Source organism: Nocardia flavorosea NBRC 108225, from assembly GCF_001613385.1.
Classification (GTDB): domain Bacteria; phylum Actinomycetota; class Actinomycetes; order Mycobacteriales; family Mycobacteriaceae; genus Nocardia; species Nocardia flavorosea.
Genome location: NZ_BDCG01000024.1, coordinates 56678 through 73099 on the forward strand (window position 1 = coordinate 56678; position 16422 = coordinate 73099).

Sequence of the window (16422 nt, forward strand, 5' to 3'; positions counted from 1 at the left end):
GCACCCGCAGCAACTTCTAGGAGAAGAGACAAATGGCAGAAGTACTTGTGCTCGTCGAGCACGCCGACGGTGCGGTCAAGAAGGTGACCACCGAACTGCTGAGCGCCGCCGCGACTCTCGGTGAGCCGTCGGCCGTGGTGCTCGGTGTGCCCGGCACCGCCGACAAACTGTCCGATGCGCTGGCCGCGGCCGGCGCCGCCAAGATCTACGTCGCCGAATCCGACGATGTCGAGAACTACCTCATCACCCCGAAGGTCGATGTGCTGGCCGGCCTGGTCGAATCCGCCTCCCCGGCGGCCGTCCTGGTCGCCGCGAGCGCCGAGGGCAAAGAGGTCTCCGGCCGCCTGGCCGCCCGTATCGGCTCCGGCCTGCTGGTCGACGTCATCGACGTCAAGGCCGACGGCTCGGCCGTGCACAGCATCTTCGGTGGCGCCTTCACCGTCGATGCCAAGGCCACCGGCGATGTGCCCGTGATCTCCGTACGCCCGGGTTCGATCGAGGCGAAGGCCTCGGCCGGGGCCGGCGAGAAGGTCACCGTCGAGGTCCCCGCGCAGGAAGAGGGCGTCGTCAAGGTCACCAGCCGCGAGCCCGTCGTCGCCGGTGACCGGCCCGAGCTCACCGAGGCGAATATCGTCGTCTCCGGTGGCCGCGGTGTCGGTTCCGCCGACAACTTCTCCGTGGTCGAAACCCTGGCCGATTCGCTCGGCGCGGCCGTCGGCGCCTCGCGTGCCGCGGTCGACTCGGGCTACTACCCGGGCCAGTTCCAGGTCGGCCAGACCGGTAAGACGGTGTCCCCGCAGCTGTACGTCGCCCTGGGCATCTCCGGCGCGATCCAGCACCGGGCCGGTATGCAGACCTCGAAGACCATCATCGCGGTCAACAAGGACGAAGAGGCGCCGATCTTCGAGATCGCCGACTACGGCATCGTCGGCGACCTGTTCAACGTCGCCCCGCAGCTGACCGAAGAGGTCAAGAAGCACAAGGGCTGAGTGCCCGCGCGGCTGTCCCACGCCACGGCGTGAGCACGCCCGGCCGGTTCCTCCGGCCGGGCGTTTGCCGTTTCGTGCCGCGTATCCGGAAGCCCTACGGAACGACCGTGCAGCCCGCGGCCGGCGCCGGAGCGTTCTTCATCATCACGGCGGATATCGATGCCGCCGTCCGCGCCGCCGGTCGATCACTGCACGGTCCGTGGGGGAGCACGCGCGTTTCTCGACCCACTGAACGCCACGATCGGCGACCGGAATGCCGGATACGTGTGGCGGAAACCGCCTGTCGCAACACCGCGCGGGTGTGGCGAAAATAACGCTGAACAGATCTGAATCACATCGCGAGCAGGCAGGTGACAGGGGCAATTCGGCCGGCAGTTAGTCTCACAACGGTGACCTTGCGGCGGTGAGCTCGTGGCCGGATGCGAATGCTCGAACGCGGCCCGGTGGTCGATCAGCGCAAGGTCGCCGACGATGAGGAGGTACCGGATCCATGCCCGTTCTGCACGAGGAGCTACAGGAGATCTACGACGAGGTACTGCTCCGCAATGCGGGGGAGACCGAGTTCCACCAGGCCGTGCACGAAGTGCTGGACAGTCTCGCCCCGGTGGTCGCCAAACATCCCGCCTACACCGATGCGGCCGTGATCCGGCGCCTGTGTGAGCCCGAACGGCAGATCATCTTCCGGGTGGCCTGGGTCGACGATTCCGGCCAGGTGCAGATCAACCGTGGATTCCGGGTGGAGTTCAATTCCGCGCTCGGTCCCTACAAGGGTGGGCTGCGCTTCCACCCGACCGTGAACGTCGGGATAGTGAAATTTCTCGGGTTCGAGCAGACCTTCAAGAACTCGCTGACCGGAATGCCGATCGGCGGCGGCAAGGGCGGCTCCGATTTCGACCCGAAGGGCCGCTCCGATGCCGAGGTGATGCGCTTCTGCCAGGCCTTCATGACCGAGCTCTACCGGCATATCGGCGAGCACACCGATGTCCCGGCCGGTGATATCGGTGTCGGCGGGCGCGAGATCGGCTACCTGTTCGGGCAGTACAAACGCATCACCAACCGCTTCGAATCGGGTGTGCTCACCGGTAAGGGATTGGCGTGGGGCGGGTCGCAGGTCCGTACCGAAGCCACCGGTTACGGCGTGGTGTTCTTCGTCGACGAACTGCTGCGGACCCGGGGTGAAGGCTTCGACGGCAAGAAAGTGATCGTGTCCGGTTCCGGGAACGTGGCCCTCTACGCGATCGAGAAGGTGCAGCAACTCGGCGGTACGGTGATCGCCTGCTCCGATTCGAGCGGCTATATCGTCGACGAGGCCGGGATAGACCTGGAGCTGCTCAAGGAGGTCAAGGAGCAGCGCCGGGGCCGGATCTCCTGCTATGCCGACGAACGGGGCGGCTCGGCACGGTTCGTCGAAGACGGGTCGGTCTGGAATGTGCCGTGCGATATCGCGCTGCCCTGCGCCACCCAGAACGAGCTCAACGGCCGGGACGCGGCCGTGCTGGTGCGCAACGGTTGCACGGTCGTCGCCGAGGGAGCGAACATGCCCTGCACCCCGGAGGCGGTGCGGGTGTTCGGCGAGGCGAAGGTCGGGTTCGCACCGGGTAAGGCCGCCAATGCCGGTGGTGTCGCGACCAGTGCCCTGGAAATGCAGCAGAACGCCTCCCGGGACTCGTGGTCGTTCGAGTACACCGAGCAGCGCCTCGCCGAGATAATGCGCGGTGTGCACGATCGCACCCTCGCGACCGCCGACGAATACGGTGCGCCCGGAAACTATGCCGTCGGGGCGAATATCGCCGGTTTCATCCAGGTCGCGGATGCCATGCTCGCCCTCGGCGTCATCTGAGGGGGAGGCCGGATCGTCTCCTCGTCGCCGGGCGACGGTGTCACAGCGACGAGGAGACCGGGTGACGCGGGAGCGTCGACGGGTCGGCTCGTGGACAGTGCCGTCTGCCCCCCGAGTTCGCGATACCGGGACGATCGGTTTCCGTTCCGGACCGTCGTGCAAGCGAGTCGCCTGCCGCGCAATGGTACTCAGGGGCGATACGAGCATAGGTCCGGAGACCGATGTGGTCGGTGTCCGAATTCGCGAGGATGGTGGGGAGCCCGCCGGCGGGGTGGGCATCCGAGTGGAGGGCGTATGAAACTGGAAGCCGGGCAGGTTGCTGTTGTCACCGGTGCCGCGAACGGTATCGGTGCGGCAATCGCCGCCGCGTTGGTGGAGCGGGGGCTGCGGGTGGTCGTGGCCGATATCGATTCCGGCGCGCTGACGAAAATCGCCACCGAACTCGGCGACCGGGCAGTCGCCGTGCCCACCGATGTCGCCGATATCGAGCAGGTGCGTGCGCTCGCCGATCGGACACTCACCGAATTCGGGCGTATCGATCTGGTTTTCAACAACGCCGGGATGGGGACGGGTGGGCCGAGCTGGGAGGTCACGCCCGCCGACTGGAACCGGGTCTGGGCCGTGAATGTCGGCGGAGTCGTGAACGGTACCCACGTATTCACGCCACATCTGATCGCTGCCGGACAGGGACATATCGTCAATACGGCTTCGTTGGCAGGGCTGGCGGTCGGCCTGTTCGGTGCACCGTACGCGGCGAGCAAGGCGGCGATCATCTCGCTCTCGGAATCGTTGCGGGGTGAACTGGACCTGCTCGCACCGAACGTCGGTGTGACAGTGGTGTGCCCGGGCCCGGTGGACACGCAGATGTTCCGGGGTCTCGCCGAGCTCGCCACCCCACCGGAAGACCGGGCACCGGAGGCGGAGGCGTTGCCGCCTGAAGTAATGGACAAACTGGCCCCCATGATGGCGGGGGTCGCCGAAATGGCGAAGGAGATGATCCCGGCGCCCCGGGCGGCGGAGATCATCCTCGGCGCCGTGGAGTCCGGAAAGCTGTACGAAACCACGCATCCGGAGATGGCGGCCGCCGCCCGTGCGCGGATCGATACGATCCTGGAGTCTTTCGGTACCCCGGTCTGAACCGCTTCGGCGTACCTCGCCGGGCCGTCCGGATTCCGGCCCGGCGAAGCCCTCATCTCGCCGGCGTTTGCTCACCAGGCGCAGTTATTTGGCTTCGCCCATACCTTCGAGCAGGGCCGATGCCTGCTTGCGCATCTCCACCTTGCGTACTTTCCCGGTGACGGTCATCGGGAACTCGTCGACCACATGCACGTAGCGCGGGATCTTGTAATGTGCCAGCCGGCCGTCGCAGAACGCGCGCAACGCCGCGGCATCGAGGGCGGCGGCGCCCGCCCGCATCCGGACCCAGGCCATGAGTTCCTCGCCGTACCTGGCGTCGGGGACACCGATCACCTGCGCGTCGAGGATATCGGGATGGGTGTAGAGGAATTCCTCGATTTCGCGCGGGTAGATATTCTCGCCGCCGCGGATCACCATATCTTTGATCCGCCCGGTGATGGCCACATAGCCGTCGTCGTCCATGATCCCGAGATCGCCGGTATGCATCCAGCGGGCCGCGTCGACGGCCTCGGCGGTTTTCTCCGGATCTTCCCAGTAGCCGAGCATCACCGAATAGCCCCGGGTGCACACCTCACCCGGCTCCCCGCGTGGCAGTGTCCGGCCGCTCACCGGGTCGATGATTTTGATCTCCAGATGCGGCCCCACCCGCCCCACCGTCGCCGTGCGCTGGTCGATACTGTCATCTGCCCTGGTCTGGATGGAAACCGGTGACGTTTCGGTCATGCCGTAGCAGATGGTCACCTCGCTCATACCCATCCGCTCGATGACCTGTTTCATCACTTCCACCGGACACGGCGATCCCGCCATGATCCCGGTCCGCAGCGTCGACAACCGGTAGTCGTCGAATCCGGGTTCGGCGAGTTCGGCGATGAACATGGTCGGCACCCCGTACAGCGATGTGCACCGTTCCGCCTGTACTGCCGCGAGAGTGGCCGCGGGATCGAACGCCGGTGCCGGGACGACCATCGTCGCCCCATGGCTGGTGCAGGCCAGGTTGCCCATGACCATCCCGAAGCAGTGATAGAAGGGGACCGGGATGCAGACCCGGTCCTGATGGGTGTAACCGCAGATCTCGCCGACGAAGTAGCCGTTGTTGAGGATATTGTGGTGGCTGAGCGTTGCGCCCTTCGGGAATCCCGTTGTGCCCGAGGTATATTGAATATTGATCGGATCGTCTGCCGATAACCCGCTCTGTGCGGCCGCGAGCGCGGCGGGGTCGGCGCCGCGGCCCGCCGAGACCAGGTCCGACCAGTCTGCGCTGCCGAGCAGCACGACCCGTTCCAGAGCGGGGCATCCCGAGCGGACCTCCTCGAGCATGGCGGTATAGTCCGATGTCTTGAACGCAGGCGCGGCGATCACCATCCGGATGCCGGCCTGCCGGAGTACGTACTCCAGTTCGTGCGCGCGATAGGCGGGATTGATCGTGACCAGAACGGCGCCGATCTTCGCGGTCGCGTACTGCACGAAAACCCATTCGGGGCAGTTGGGCGCCCAGATCCCGACCCGGTCCCCGCTGCCGATCCCGGCCGCGAGCAGCCCCGAAGCCAGTACATCGATCTCGGTTGCCAGCTCACGATAGGTCCAGCGCCGCCCGCCGGCAACGTCCACCAGGGCATCGTTGCCGGGGAAGGTGGCCACCGTGCGATCGAAGTTCTCGCCGATCGTATCCCCGAGCAGCGGCGCATTCCACGCGCCGGAGGCGTAGCTCTTCTGGACTGTACTCATCACCGGTCCTCTCCCGGCGTCCCCGCGGACGCCTGTATTCAGGGCCGTGGGCGTAATCCGTCCCGCCACGCGACCCGATGAGATAGTGATACAGGTCACCGTCCGTCGGCCACCCCCGAACGGGGGGGGGAACGCCCGCCGTCCCGGCGCTCCCGATCGCCGGTACGAGCGGGCGGTCCGCCGGACCCGCTAGCGAGTGAGCCCCCCGTAGCGGGTGGCGATCGCAGCGGCGCGGTCGTGCAGGCGGATGCGCAGCCACTCCGGGGCCAGAGCTTCGGCGTCCGTGGCGAGCTGCCACAGCGCCCATTCGGCATGGCGGGAATCCTGGAACGCCACCTCCAGCCGCACGTCGCCGTCGATATCGGTTTCCTCGCCGTGGACGGCGAGGGCAGTGCGCACCAGTTCGTCACGGCGGGCCGGATCCACCCTTACCAGCACGGTGACCTGGTTATCGCCCATCCGGAACCGCATACTCCGTTCCTGCCAGGCGTTGTGCAGATCGACCCGGTCCGGTCGCTGTGCGGGTTCGTGCAGCTCTTCGGCGGCCACCAGCCGCGACAGCCGGTAGGTGCGATCCGCGCCGGACCGGGTGGCCAGCAGATAGCCGTGGCCACGTACCGTGACCAGCCCGATCGGATCCACGGTGCGCCATGTCGGGGCCTGGTCCACCGCCGCGTAGTGGATCCGCAGCTTGTGCCCCGCGAGCACCGCGCGCCGGACCTCGGCCACCACGGCGTCGGGTACATCGTCGTCGGTCACCCGGCGCGCGAGCAGATCGGTTGCCGGTTCGATGAGCAACCGCTGGGCCGCTTCACTCGCGGTGTTCCGGTAGTTCTCGGGCAGCGCGTCGACCACCTTCAGCATGGCCGATGCCAGCGCCGAACCGAGCCCGAAAACCTGTGTACCGCGCTGCGTTCCGGCGACCAGCAGGGCGAGCGCCTCGTCGCGGTTCAATCCGGTGAGCTCGGTCCGGAACCCGGGGAGCAGCGCGAACCCGCCGTGGCGGCCGCGTTCGGCATACACCGGGACGCCCGCCGCCGACAGCGCTTCGATATCGCGCAGCACCGTCCGGGTGGATACCTCCAGCTCGCGGGCGAGCGTCGTGGCCGGTAACCGGCCGTGCCGGCGCAGCAGTAGCACCAGCGAGACCAACCGGTCGGCGCGCATACCGGGAAATCTACCCGGAATACATGACCGAGGATGTCGTGATTTCTCGCGAGACTCGTCGGCGTAGGACTACCGATGAATCGAATGGAGCGGAAGTGACAGTGCAACGCACGGCGGTCAACCCGGTGATGTGGGCGGCGGAGATGGGATTCAACCAGGGCGAACTCGTCGCCGGGCACACCCGGACGCTCTACTGTTCCGGCCAGACCGCCATGAGTCGTGACGGCAAACCTCAGCACGACGGTGATATGGCGGCGCAGCTGGCGCTGAGCTTCGACAACTTGGAGGCCGTACTCCGCGAGGCCGATATGTCGGTCGCCGACCTCGTGCGGCTCAACGTGTACACCACCGACGTCGACCTGCTCTTCCGGCATTACGGCGTGCTGGCATCGAGGTTGGGCGCGGCCGGGGTCGCGCCGGCCACCACGATGCTCGGGGTGATACGGCTCGCGATCCCGGGCCAGCTGGTGGAACTCGAAGGGACTGCCGTCGCGTAACCCTGTGGCAGCCGTCTGCCGGTTCGCGGTGCGGAAGAACAGCCGGCCGGTGACGGCTGGGCTGCCCGCGCGTCGCGACGGCTGCTGCCCGCTGCGGTCGTAAGGGTGAATATCCGGCCCGGCGGGACAGTGTTGACCGTGCCGTAGCGGCATGGTTTCGACTGTTCTCGCCGGGCGGATCCGCGCCGGTGAACCTCGACCCGATGGGAGGCGCCGTATGGCCGTGCAATGGGAACACAAGGTGCTGAGGTACAAGCTCGGTATGAAGGGCTTCGACTACGACCGGATGGAGCACGACCTCAACGATCTGGGACGTAGCGGGTGGGAAGCCGTCGGGACGCTGGCGCCGAGTTTCGGCTCGGGGCAGGCCATCGAGGTGGCACTCATATTGAAGAAACGCCAAGACTGATGCGGTAGCCGAGGCCGGCCGTCTCGGCGGGTGGGCGGTGTCGGTTCGCGGCTTTCGAACCGGCCCGCAGGGTGGAACCTGCCGATTTGCTCCGCCGGTATACGCAGCGTGCTACGTTCTAGAATGAATTTCAGTTTTGTTCGCGTGGCGACCGGTTTCCGATGGAGTGGGATCGCGCTGCCGCGGATGGTTGGAAGCGTGATATGAGAACAGTTCTGTCCCGCCGCGCCACCGGGAAACGGCGCGCGGCGATCGTGCTCGCGGCCACGGCCCTGGTCGCCACGGCATGTGGCGATTCGGGCGAGGCGCCCGGCAGCGCCGCACCGGGCGCGCTGATCACCGCCACACCGGTGCGGGTATCCCCGGATTCGGTGGTGCCCGAGGATGCCCGGACCGAACGCATCACCTACCTGTCGCAATCCGCTGCGGGGCAGGAAGTTCTGGTTTCCGGCACGGTAACCGTCCCGGCCGGTGAACCGCCCGAGGGTGGCTGGCCGGTGATCAGCTGGGCGCACGGCACGACAGGCGTCGGTGACGCCTGCGCACCGTCGGCGCACAGTGTCGGCGGGCCGGCGCGGGATTACCTGGCCGTCACCGATCCCGTGGTCGCCCGGTGGGTGGCCGGCGGATACGCCGTCGCCGCCACGGATTACGAAGGTCTGGGAACACCCGGTGGGCACCCGTATATGAACGGCGTCAGCGCAGCTCATACCGTCACCGATATCGTCCGTGCCGCGCGTGAACTCGATTCCCGGATCGGCGCGAAATGGGTTGTGGCCGGGCATAGTCAAGGCGGGCACGCCGCCTTGTTCACCGCGGCCCAGGGCGCCGGATACGCCCCGGAACTCGACCTCGTGGGCGCTGTCTCCTACGCACCGGGCAGCCGCACCAGCGACACCGCCGCGTATATGGCGGCCGGCGGCCCCGGGGTCGGTGTGGCACTACCGTTCCTGCCGGTACTGCTGCTCGGCGCCGAGGCCGCAGACCCGGCGCTTTCGGCCGAGGCCATGATCAGCGATGCGGCGCGCCCGCTACTCGATGTGGCGCGCACCGGTTGTATGGACCAGATCAAGGCAGCCGCGGCACAGGTCCCGGCCGGTGATCTGTTCGCACCCGGCGCCGACACCGCCGCGCTCACCGCATACTTCGCGGGCCACGAGCCGGCGGACCTGAACCTGACGGTCCCGGTACTTGTCGCGCAGGGCACCACCGACGCCCTGGTCGCGGCCCCGATCACGACGCAGATCACCGAGAAGCTGTGCGCGAACGGATCGTCCGTGGACTACCGGTCCTACGAAGGCGCCGACCACCGCGGCGTTCTCACGGCCGCCGGTGACGATGTCGACGCCTTCCTGAACACTGTGTTCGCCGGCGACGACCCGGGCGCCCTGTGCGGACCATGACGTTTCAGGACCCGAGGTGGACTCGGGGCCGCCGCAGTCGCTCGGCCTCGGTTATCGCCCCGGTGAACAGCGAAGAATCGGGAGCCCGGCCCGGCAGAAGCACTACGGCGCCCACCGGGACTCGGCAGGCAGCCCATGGACGCGGTGGCCGTCCGGAACCGCAGCCTTCGAGCCCGGCAGCGCCCAGCGTGCGGTCGTCACCCGAATGGCCGGTTGCGCAGCGATTTCGACCGACCGAGTGCTGCACTCGCCGGTGTGTAGGTCTCCGGATCAGTCCTTGCGGGCGACCGCGCCGTATGCCCCGGACCGTTCGGGATGCTCGCCGATATCGTCGGGGTGCTCGGGCCGCCACAGCGGAAGGTGGACGAGCCCGGGGTCGAGCATCGTCCAGCCGGTGAAATAGGCCGCGATCTCGTCGTGGGTGCGGAGCACGATCTCCGTGGAGGTCCGGCCGGACAGCTTCTGTGCCTCGAGAACCTCGGCCGGCTGCCCGTCGGCGGTGGCATGGGTGATCGCCAGATAACTGCCCGCCGGGACGGCGGCGCCGAGCCGGGTGACGCAGCCGGCGGGGTCGGCATCGTCGGTGACGAAATGCAGGACGCCGAGCAGCAACACCGCGACCGGTTTGTCGAAGTCGATGAGGCGCTGGACCGACGGGTCCGCGAGGATCGTTTCGGGCCGGCCCGCATCGGCCTGGACCACGGCCGCGTTCGGGTTGTCGGCCAGGATGGCCGCGCTGTGCGCGACGGCCACCGGATCGATATCGACGTAGACGACCCGTGCCGAGGGATCGGCCGCCTGCGCGACCTCGTGCACGTTGCCGACCGTCGGGATACCGGAGCCGATATCGAGGAACTGTTCGATTCCCTGATCGGTGAGGAACCGGACGCAGCGGCGCAACAGGTCTCGGTTCGCGCGCATGGTTTCGGCGACGTTCGGGGTGAAGGTCTCGATCTGCTGGGCGAGCTGCCGGTCGATCTCGAAATTGTGCATACCGCCGACGAAATAGTCGTAGACGCGGGATGCGCTGGGGCGATCCAGGTCGATACCTTCGGGGGCCCAACTGGGTCTGGTCATCGGTCGGTATGTCCTTTCGCGCCAACGTTTTCGGCGTCGGCGAAGCCTGGCGACCCGGGTGGCCGTCATGGTAACCGATCCCGGTGGGAAGTGGGTACGTTCCACATCCGGGGCCGCTTGCGGCTAGCATCGGAACCCATGGGTTGGGATGCCGGGCCCGGTGCGTTACCCCAGGGCTCGTATGCCGACCTGGCCGGCCGATGGATGACAGTGCTGCGGGAGGGTGCGCGCGATCACATCGTGCCGATGAGTGCCGCCGAAACCGCCGGTTTGCTGACCCGGCTGACGGCCGAGATCTGCGCCGCCGCCACACCACAGCCGGACCCGGGGCGTGCGGCCGAAGCCGGTGCCGAACTCGCCCGCGCCCATCTCGTAGGCGATGAGGTATTGGGCCGCAGTATCGATGTTCTCGGCACCCATCTCGCCGCCCTCGGTGTCCCGGCATCAGGCGTGGTCGCAACGCTGGGGGCCTTCGCCAACGGATATCTGCGCGCCTTCCGCGCCTGGCTGCTCGCCGAACAGGAGAGCGTCCGCGCCGCCGAAATCGCGGCCCGGCGCGCCGCCGAAGAACAGTTGCGGGCCAGCGAGGCGCGCATGCGCGGCGTGTTCGCACAGGCAGGTGTCGGTACTGGGCTGTCGGATATGACGGGCCGGATCATCGAAGTCAATGCGGCGTTCGCGGAGATGCTCGGTTATCGCCCCGACGAGATGTGCGGCATGCTGGTGACCGATCTCGCGCACCCCGAAGACGAATCGGGAATGTGGGAGCTGTACGGGATGCTGATGGCCGGCGGCTGCGACAGTGTCCGGCTGGAGAAGGCATACCCGCATCGGGACGGGCACGCGGTGTGGACCAACCTGAACGTCTCCCTCATCCGGGACGAGCGCGGGAACCCGCAGTACACCCTGGTGCTGGTGGAAGACATCTCCGAGCAGCGAGCACTGCAGGCGAGCCTGCGCTACCGGGCCCACCACGACCAGCTGACGGGTCTGGCCAACCGGTCCTATCTGTTCGACGCGCTCGCCGAAGCGTTCACCGCACCGGATTCGGGTGTCGGCCTGTGTTACGTGGACCTGGACCATTTCAAAACCGTCAACGACACCTATGGTCACGCGGTCGGCGACGAGCTGCTGGTCGCCGCCGCGGACCGGCTGCGGAAATGTGTTACCGAGCCCGGGCAGCTGGTCGCGCGGATGGGTGGCGACGAGTTCGTGATCCTGGTGCCCGACCCCCGCCACCCCGGTGAGGTGGCGGCGCTGGCCGAGTCCGTGCTGGCGGCCTTCGCCGACCCCTTCGAGATCAACGGTCAGCGCCTACGGGTGGGCGCCAGTGTCGGAGTGATGGAGGAACGCTCGGACCGGGCCGATGCGGATGAATTCCTGCAAGCCGCCGATACCTCTATGTACTGGGCCAAATCGGCCGGCCGCGGCTGCTACGCGGTGTTCGACCCCGCCCGCGGCCGCCGCGAACACGCCCGGGCCGAACTGTCCGCCGCCATACCCGAGGCCCTGGCCGCCGGGGAGTTCTTCCTCGACTACCAGCCGATCGTGCCCCTGTCCGGCGACCGGATCGACGCCGTGGAGGCGCTGGTGCGGTGGCGCCATCCCGACCTCGGAGTGCTCTCACCCGTCGAATTCATCGACCTGGCCGAGGACGACGGCCATATCATGGCCCTGGGCGCCTATGTGCTCATGCAGGCGTGCCGCGCCGCCCGGCGCTGGTACGACCTCGACCCCGAGGGGGCGCCGATCATCAGTGTGAACGTCTCCGCGGTGGAGGTGGCCGACCCGTCCTGGCTGACCCGAGTGGAGAAAACCCTCACCGAGACCGGGATCCCGCCGCATCGGCTGCAACTGGAGCTGACCGAGCGGGCGTTCATGGCCGACGACGGTGGACCGCTGGCCGCCCTGCGTGCCTTGGCGGACGCGGGGGTACGTATCGCACTGGACGATTTCGGCACCGGCTACTCCAACCTGGCGTACCTGGGCCAGCTACCACTCCAGGTGGTGAAACTGGCGGGCCCCTTCGTCCAGCGGATCCGCGACAGCGCCGGTGCCACCGATTTCGTGGTGCTGGAATCGATCGTGGGCCTGACGCACGCGCTCGGTTTCACCGCCACCGCGGAATGTGTCGAAACCCGGTTCCAGGCCGAACAGTTGCGGGCCCTGCACTGTGATACCGCGCAGGGCTGGTATTTCCACCGGCCGCTGACCGAGGAAGGCGTGACGGAACTGCTCGAGGGGCAACGGCGCGATCGTCACGGTTCTGTCGGCGGAACCGTCTGAGGCGACCGCCGGGTGCGCGGTGGATGAGGCGGATCCCGCCGTGCTGAGCGGGTGCGGGAGCCCGCGGCCGGTGCCGGCCGGTAGGGCCGGAGCGAGCGTGGCCGTCGCCTGTCGGCCGGCGGCCGTGGTCGAGCACGGTGGCGGCGGATACTGGGGTGATGACGCAATACGAATCGCAGGCCCGGCCGCAGTGGCGCGGTACGGGCCACCGGAGGTTCCCGCTGGCCGCCGAGGTCGACGGGCTTTGGTGGGTGTTGCGGATCAATCCGTTTCCGGACCATTGCCTGTGGACACTGTTCATCGACGGTGTGGTCCGATACGACATCGAACAGGTACCCCCGGCCTGGGGCCGGATGAATATCGGGTCGGCGCCCCTGCTGGCTCCGGCCACCGCCGAACGCATCCTCACGCCGCTGCGTGATTTCGCCGTCTACGGCAGCGAGGTGGGTCGCCCCTGCGACGGTGACTTCTGTTGCGGTCGAGCGTGGGATCCACTCCGTACGAGGGGCCGGTAAAGGCCGCGCTCCCCAGCTCATTCCCAGCTCGGTTCGCAGCTGGGCCACAGGGAAGCGAACTAACGTCGCAGACATCGGAAAGCCGGTCATCGGGCCGGCGAAAAATACGACGTGACAAGGAGTTCCGTGAGAAAGCTGAAACCGGCGAGCAGAGTTTTCGCCGCTGTGGTGTGTGGAATAGGCGTCGTCGGCGCGGCCGTGGCGGGTGCCGGAGTCGCGAGCGCGCATCCCGGGCCCGGTGAGAAGAAGATCATCGTCAACGGCCAGGAGCGGCCCGATATCGACCGGGTGATCTTGCGGGAGAACCTCGGTCGGGATCTGCCGGGCTATCAGCTGCCGCCGGGCAGCCCGGGCGTGATCATCCTGAAGAACGGAGAGATCCGGCCGGCACCCGAAGGGGTGGTGCTGCGCACCGACCGTCGATAGCCCGGCAACAGGGTATCCACCGTCGCAGGGCGGTAACGAGACAACCCGAGATCTGGTCCCTCGCCGCTCGGGTTTCCCGGTGACACCGCCGCCGTGAACCGGTGGTGCCACCGCTCCCGGCGGTCACTGCCCGGCCGCAGGAGCACGACCGGCCCGGCGCACCACGGCACCGGGCCGGTCGGTTGCCCGGCGTGATCGTGTCGGGCGTGTTCATCGCCCATGGTGCGAGCGTGTTGCGGCGCGGTCCCTGTCTCGGCTCCGAGGGAGGTGCGGGCAGTGCCTCCGGAGTGGCCCGGTGGCGATGATCGACCGGAACGTAGGGGAACTCGTGCCGGGAAGGTATGTGCTACCGGATCTGCGCACCCGTGACTGTGCCGGGCCGTGTCGGACGAAACCGGCGGTCGCAACGGGACAGCGCATATCGCAGGGCGTCCGACTCCGTGTTGTGGCCCGTCGGAGCCGTTGTTTGCGTGGGATACAGTTCGCGGCTGGGGTGCGTGCCGCTACGCCCCGTGCAATCCGTCCAGCAGTGTCGCGAGTATGGGGGTGCGGCGGGTGTCGGCGCGTAGTACCGCGGAGACCGGAATACGCAGGCGCTGGTCGGCGAGGGAGAGGGTGGCGATACCTTCGGTGGAGCTGTTCGCGTAGAGGGCGGTCCAGGCGTCGGGGTGGTTGATCAACTCCATGGTGGCGGTGTGGTCGGGGGGAATGGGCGGGCCGTAGGTGGGGCCGACGGGGAGGTCGGCGAAGGCGGCGCGGATGACATTGTGGATGAGGACCTGCTCGGATTCCGGGGGGAGTAGCAGCGGGTAGGCGCTCAGTTCGGACAGGGTGACATCGGTGCGCCCGGCGAGCGGGTGGGCGGGGGCGGCGGCGAGAGTGAGGTCTTCGACCCACAACTGTTCGACGATGAGGCCCGCCTGCTGGACGCTGCCGCGGATCAGGGCGAGATCGCAATCGCCGTCGGCCACGGCCGCGACCCGCTGGCGGAAGGGTTTGATGACGAATTCGATCTCGGCACCGGGGTGCGCTTCGCGGGCTCCGGCGATAGCGGTCAGCGATCGTGTGGCGAAGGACATATTCGCCGTCAGCCGTATTCTGGGGCCGGTGGTGCGGATGGAGGCCCGGATCGCGGATTCCAGACCTAGCATCTGCTTCGCCAGCGGTAGTAGCCTTGTGCTCGCGTCGGTGGGGACGACCGATCGGGTCGAGCGTTCGAAGAGCTGGACGCCGAGGTCGTGTTCGAGCCGGGCGATCTGATGACTGATCGCCGATTGCGAGATGAAACAGCGGGCCGCGGCCCGGCTGAAACTGAGCTCCTCGCACACCGCGACGAAGTACGTGAGCTGGCGAAGTTCCATCTCTACCCCATTCATGACGAGATCAGATAAGAGTCATCTCAATTATGCGCCCTGAACCCTGAAATATCTGCGTTCTGGATGACGGTTAGTAATGAGTGAAGGAGGCTGTCATGCAGAACGTCACGGAAATCGGCGCCGGCGTCGAGTACGCGGATGTCGTGATCATCGGATCGGGGTTCGGTGGGCTCGCCGCCGCCAAGCAGTTGGCGAAGGCGGGCGTCGATTACGTCCTTATCTCGAGCACGCCGGAACATCTGTTCCAGCCGCTGCTGTACCAGGTCGCCACCGGGGTGTTGGCGTCCGAGGAGATCGCACCCCCCATTGCGAACATCTTGCGCCGGCACAAGGAGGCGGATGTCCGGCTGGGCCACGTCACCGATATCGAGCCCGATGCCGCGATCCTCACCTACGAGACCCCCGAGGGCGCCCGGCGTATCCGTTACGGGTCGATGATCGCCGCCACGGGCGCCAGCCAGTCGTACTTCGGACGTGACGATTTCGCCGACAAGACCTACTCGCTGAAAACCATCGACGACGCCAAGCTGCTGCGCGCGCAGATCGAACGTGTTTTCCGTGAGGCGGCCGACGCCGACGAGGAGACCCGTCGCCGGCTGTTGTCGTTCGTGGTGGTCGGGGCCGGTGCCACCGGCGTCGAGGTCGCGGGACAGCTGAAAGAGCTGGCGAAGCGGCACTTCCACCAGGAGGTTTCGGTAACCCTCGTCGAAGGGGCCGGCGCAGTCCTGCCGCCGTTCGGTGGCGGGCTCTCGGAGTATGCGAAGAAATCGCTGACCCGCAGCGGTGTGGAGGTGCTGCTGGGCACCTTCGTCACCGATATCGAGGCCGGGCAGGTCACCGTCAAGGACAAAGACGGACAGCTTCGGCAGATCGACGCGGAAACCATCGTCTGGTCGGCCGGTGTGCAGGCAGGCGGGTTTGCGAAAATGCTGGCCGAAGCCACCGGGTGTGAAACCGACCGGGCCGGGCGGCTGCTCATCAACCCCGACCTCACCGTCGGCGGTTATGCCGATATCTATGCCATCGGTGATATGACCTCGCTCAACGGCTATCCGGGACAATCACCGGTCGCGATGCAGGAAGGCCGCCACGCCGCCGATATCGTCAGCCGTGATAAGCACCCCGGTACGCCGTTCGTGTACTGGGACAAGGGCAGTATGGCGGTGATCAGCCGGTTCAGTGCGGTCACCAAGCTGAACGAGCGGATCAGTTTCCGCGGCACCCTCGCCTGGTTCATCTGGCTGGCGGTACATCTGTTCTACCTCGTCGGCTTCCGCAACCGTTTCGCCGCGGTGTTGTCGTGGCTGGTGGCGTTCATCGGAACCGGACGGCCCGGATTCGACGAGGTCGACGAGCAGTGGCGTGCCGGTGCCCGGGAACCGGAACGATTCGTCGCGTAACGCCGGAGCCGGGAGCGGTCGAATCGTCCACTTCCATCGCCGATGTGCTGGTGCGGAGGCGTGCTGAGCGGACTCCGGCTGGGTCGTTCGTCCGAATTGGCGTATTCATCAACGAGGTAGGTGGCCGTTCGGTTCCCGGCGTGATGCGGCCACGGGCCGCCCAGTGGACGAACTC

14 protein-coding genes are annotated in these 16422 nt (G+C 67.3%); 10 read left to right on the plus strand and 4 right to left on the minus strand.

Translation table 11 applies throughout. The features are described 5' to 3' along the window. The first annotated feature begins 32 nt into the window (after positions 1 to 32). The 3 genes from NFL01S_RS30570 (at position 33) to NFL01S_RS30585 (ending at position 3966) form a co-directional block, all read left to right on the plus strand. Positions 33 to 989: an electron transfer flavoprotein subunit alpha/FixB family protein gene (locus NFL01S_RS30570; protein ID WP_062979795.1), complete on the plus strand. Its 957-nt coding sequence runs from the start codon at positions 33 to 35 to the stop codon at positions 987 to 989. Positions 990 to 1479: 490 nt separating this feature from the next. Then, entirely contained in the window at positions 1480 to 2829 is a 1350-nt protein-coding gene (gene gdhA / locus NFL01S_RS30580; RefSeq protein ID WP_062979797.1) for an NADP-specific glutamate dehydrogenase, read from the plus strand. Positions 2830 to 3123: 294 nt separating this feature from the next. Continuing rightward, a complete protein-coding gene (locus NFL01S_RS30585; RefSeq protein WP_062979798.1) occupies positions 3124 to 3966 on the plus strand; it encodes an SDR family oxidoreductase in 843 nt (280 codons plus the stop codon). Positions 3967 to 4050: 84 nt separating this feature from the next. Here NFL01S_RS30585 and NFL01S_RS30590 read toward each other — a convergent pair whose 3' ends face one another. Together NFL01S_RS30590 and NFL01S_RS30595 are read right to left on the minus strand one after the other, a co-directional pair. After that, the gene (locus NFL01S_RS30590) at positions 4051 to 5691 is read right to left on the minus strand and encodes an AMP-binding protein (RefSeq protein WP_062979799.1); all 1641 of its coding nucleotides are present in this window, start codon (positions 5689 to 5691) and stop codon (positions 4051 to 4053) included. A 189-nt stretch (positions 5692 to 5880) separates the two neighbouring features. Further along, the gene (locus NFL01S_RS30595; RefSeq protein ID WP_062979800.1) at positions 5881 to 6858 is read right to left on the minus strand and encodes a helix-turn-helix transcriptional regulator; all 978 of its coding nucleotides are present in this window, start codon (positions 6856 to 6858) and stop codon (positions 5881 to 5883) included. Between the two features lie 101 nt (positions 6859 to 6959). Between NFL01S_RS30595 and NFL01S_RS30600 the strand changes: the two genes are divergently transcribed. The 3 genes from NFL01S_RS30600 (at position 6960) to NFL01S_RS30610 (ending at position 9167) form a co-directional block, all read left to right on the plus strand. Further along, positions 6960 to 7355, plus strand: coding sequence for a RidA family protein (locus tag NFL01S_RS30600; RefSeq protein ID WP_062979857.1), 396 nt, complete (start codon positions 6960 to 6962; stop codon positions 7353 to 7355). 217 nt (positions 7356 to 7572) lie between these two features. Continuing rightward, the gene (locus tag NFL01S_RS30605) at positions 7573 to 7764 is read left to right on the plus strand and encodes a DUF4177 domain-containing protein (RefSeq protein ID WP_062979801.1); all 192 of its coding nucleotides are present in this window, start codon (positions 7573 to 7575) and stop codon (positions 7762 to 7764) included. A 203-nt stretch (positions 7765 to 7967) separates the two neighbouring features. Beyond that, the gene (locus NFL01S_RS30610; protein WP_062979858.1) at positions 7968 to 9167 is read left to right on the plus strand and encodes a lipase family protein; all 1200 of its coding nucleotides are present in this window, start codon (positions 7968 to 7970) and stop codon (positions 9165 to 9167) included. 270 nt (positions 9168 to 9437) lie between these two features. Here the strand turns inward: NFL01S_RS30610 and NFL01S_RS30615 are convergent, their stop codons facing one another. Then, positions 9438 to 10244, minus strand: a complete 807-nt coding sequence (locus NFL01S_RS30615; protein WP_062979802.1) for an SAM-dependent methyltransferase — start codon at positions 10242 to 10244, stop codon at positions 9438 to 9440. Positions 10245 to 10382: 138 nt separating this feature from the next. Here NFL01S_RS30615 and NFL01S_RS30620 point away from each other — a divergent pair, with 138 nt between their 5' ends. The 3 genes from NFL01S_RS30620 to NFL01S_RS30630 all read left to right on the plus strand — a co-directional run bounded on the left by NFL01S_RS30620 (position 10383) and on the right by NFL01S_RS30630 (position 13471). Further along, positions 10383 to 12530, plus strand: coding sequence for a putative bifunctional diguanylate cyclase/phosphodiesterase (locus tag NFL01S_RS30620; protein WP_062979803.1), 2148 nt, complete (start codon positions 10383 to 10385; stop codon positions 12528 to 12530). A gap of 158 nt (positions 12531 to 12688) precedes the next feature. Further along, positions 12689 to 13045 carry a hypothetical protein gene (locus tag NFL01S_RS30625; RefSeq protein WP_062979804.1) on the plus strand — a complete coding sequence of 119 codons (357 nt, stop codon included), beginning with the start codon at positions 12689 to 12691 and terminating at the stop codon, positions 13043 to 13045. 126 nt (positions 13046 to 13171) lie between these two features. Beyond that, a complete protein-coding gene (locus NFL01S_RS30630; RefSeq protein ID WP_157117129.1) occupies positions 13172 to 13471 on the plus strand; it encodes a hypothetical protein in 300 nt (99 codons plus the stop codon). Between the two features lie 503 nt (positions 13472 to 13974). Here the strand turns inward: NFL01S_RS30630 and NFL01S_RS30635 are convergent. Continuing rightward, on the minus strand, positions 13975 to 14832 hold the full coding sequence (locus NFL01S_RS30635; RefSeq protein ID WP_062979806.1) for a LysR family transcriptional regulator: 858 nt from the start codon (positions 14830 to 14832) through the stop codon (positions 13975 to 13977). Between the two features lie 110 nt (positions 14833 to 14942). Here NFL01S_RS30635 and NFL01S_RS30640 point away from each other — a divergent pair, with 110 nt between their 5' ends. Beyond that, positions 14943 to 16247 carry an NAD(P)/FAD-dependent oxidoreductase gene (locus NFL01S_RS30640; protein WP_062979807.1) on the plus strand — a complete coding sequence of 435 codons (1305 nt, stop codon included), beginning with the start codon at positions 14943 to 14945 and terminating at the stop codon, positions 16245 to 16247. Positions 16248 to 16422: the final 175 nt, after the last annotated feature.

Coding starts and splice junctions, on each gene's coding strand:
- NFL01S_RS30570 (WP_062979795.1), top strand. CDS start 33: ATGGCAGAAGTACTTGTGCTCGTCGAGCACGCCGACGGTGCGGTCAAG.
- gdhA (WP_062979797.1), top strand. CDS start 1,480: ATGCCCGTTCTGCACGAGGAGCTACAGGAGATCTACGACGAGGTACTG.
- NFL01S_RS30585 (WP_062979798.1), top strand. CDS start 3,124: ATGAAACTGGAAGCCGGGCAGGTTGCTGTTGTCACCGGTGCCGCGAAC.
- NFL01S_RS30590 (WP_062979799.1), bottom strand. CDS start 5,691: ATGAGTACAGTCCAGAAGAGCTACGCCTCCGGCGCGTGGAATGCGCCG.
- NFL01S_RS30595 (WP_062979800.1), bottom strand. CDS start 6,858: ATGCGCGCCGACCGGTTGGTCTCGCTGGTGCTACTGCTGCGCCGGCAC.
- NFL01S_RS30605 (WP_062979801.1), top strand. CDS start 7,573: ATGGCCGTGCAATGGGAACACAAGGTGCTGAGGTACAAGCTCGGTATG.
- NFL01S_RS30610 (WP_062979858.1), top strand. CDS start 7,968: ATGAGAACAGTTCTGTCCCGCCGCGCCACCGGGAAACGGCGCGCGGCG.
- NFL01S_RS30615 (WP_062979802.1), bottom strand. CDS start 10,244: ATGACCAGACCCAGTTGGGCCCCCGAAGGTATCGACCTGGATCGCCCC.
- NFL01S_RS30620 (WP_062979803.1), top strand. CDS start 10,383: ATGGGTTGGGATGCCGGGCCCGGTGCGTTACCCCAGGGCTCGTATGCC.
- NFL01S_RS30625 (WP_062979804.1), top strand. CDS start 12,689: ATGACGCAATACGAATCGCAGGCCCGGCCGCAGTGGCGCGGTACGGGC.
- NFL01S_RS30635 (WP_062979806.1), bottom strand. CDS start 14,832: ATGGAACTTCGCCAGCTCACGTACTTCGTCGCGGTGTGCGAGGAGCTC.
- NFL01S_RS30640 (WP_062979807.1), top strand. CDS start 14,943: ATGCAGAACGTCACGGAAATCGGCGCCGGCGTCGAGTACGCGGATGTC.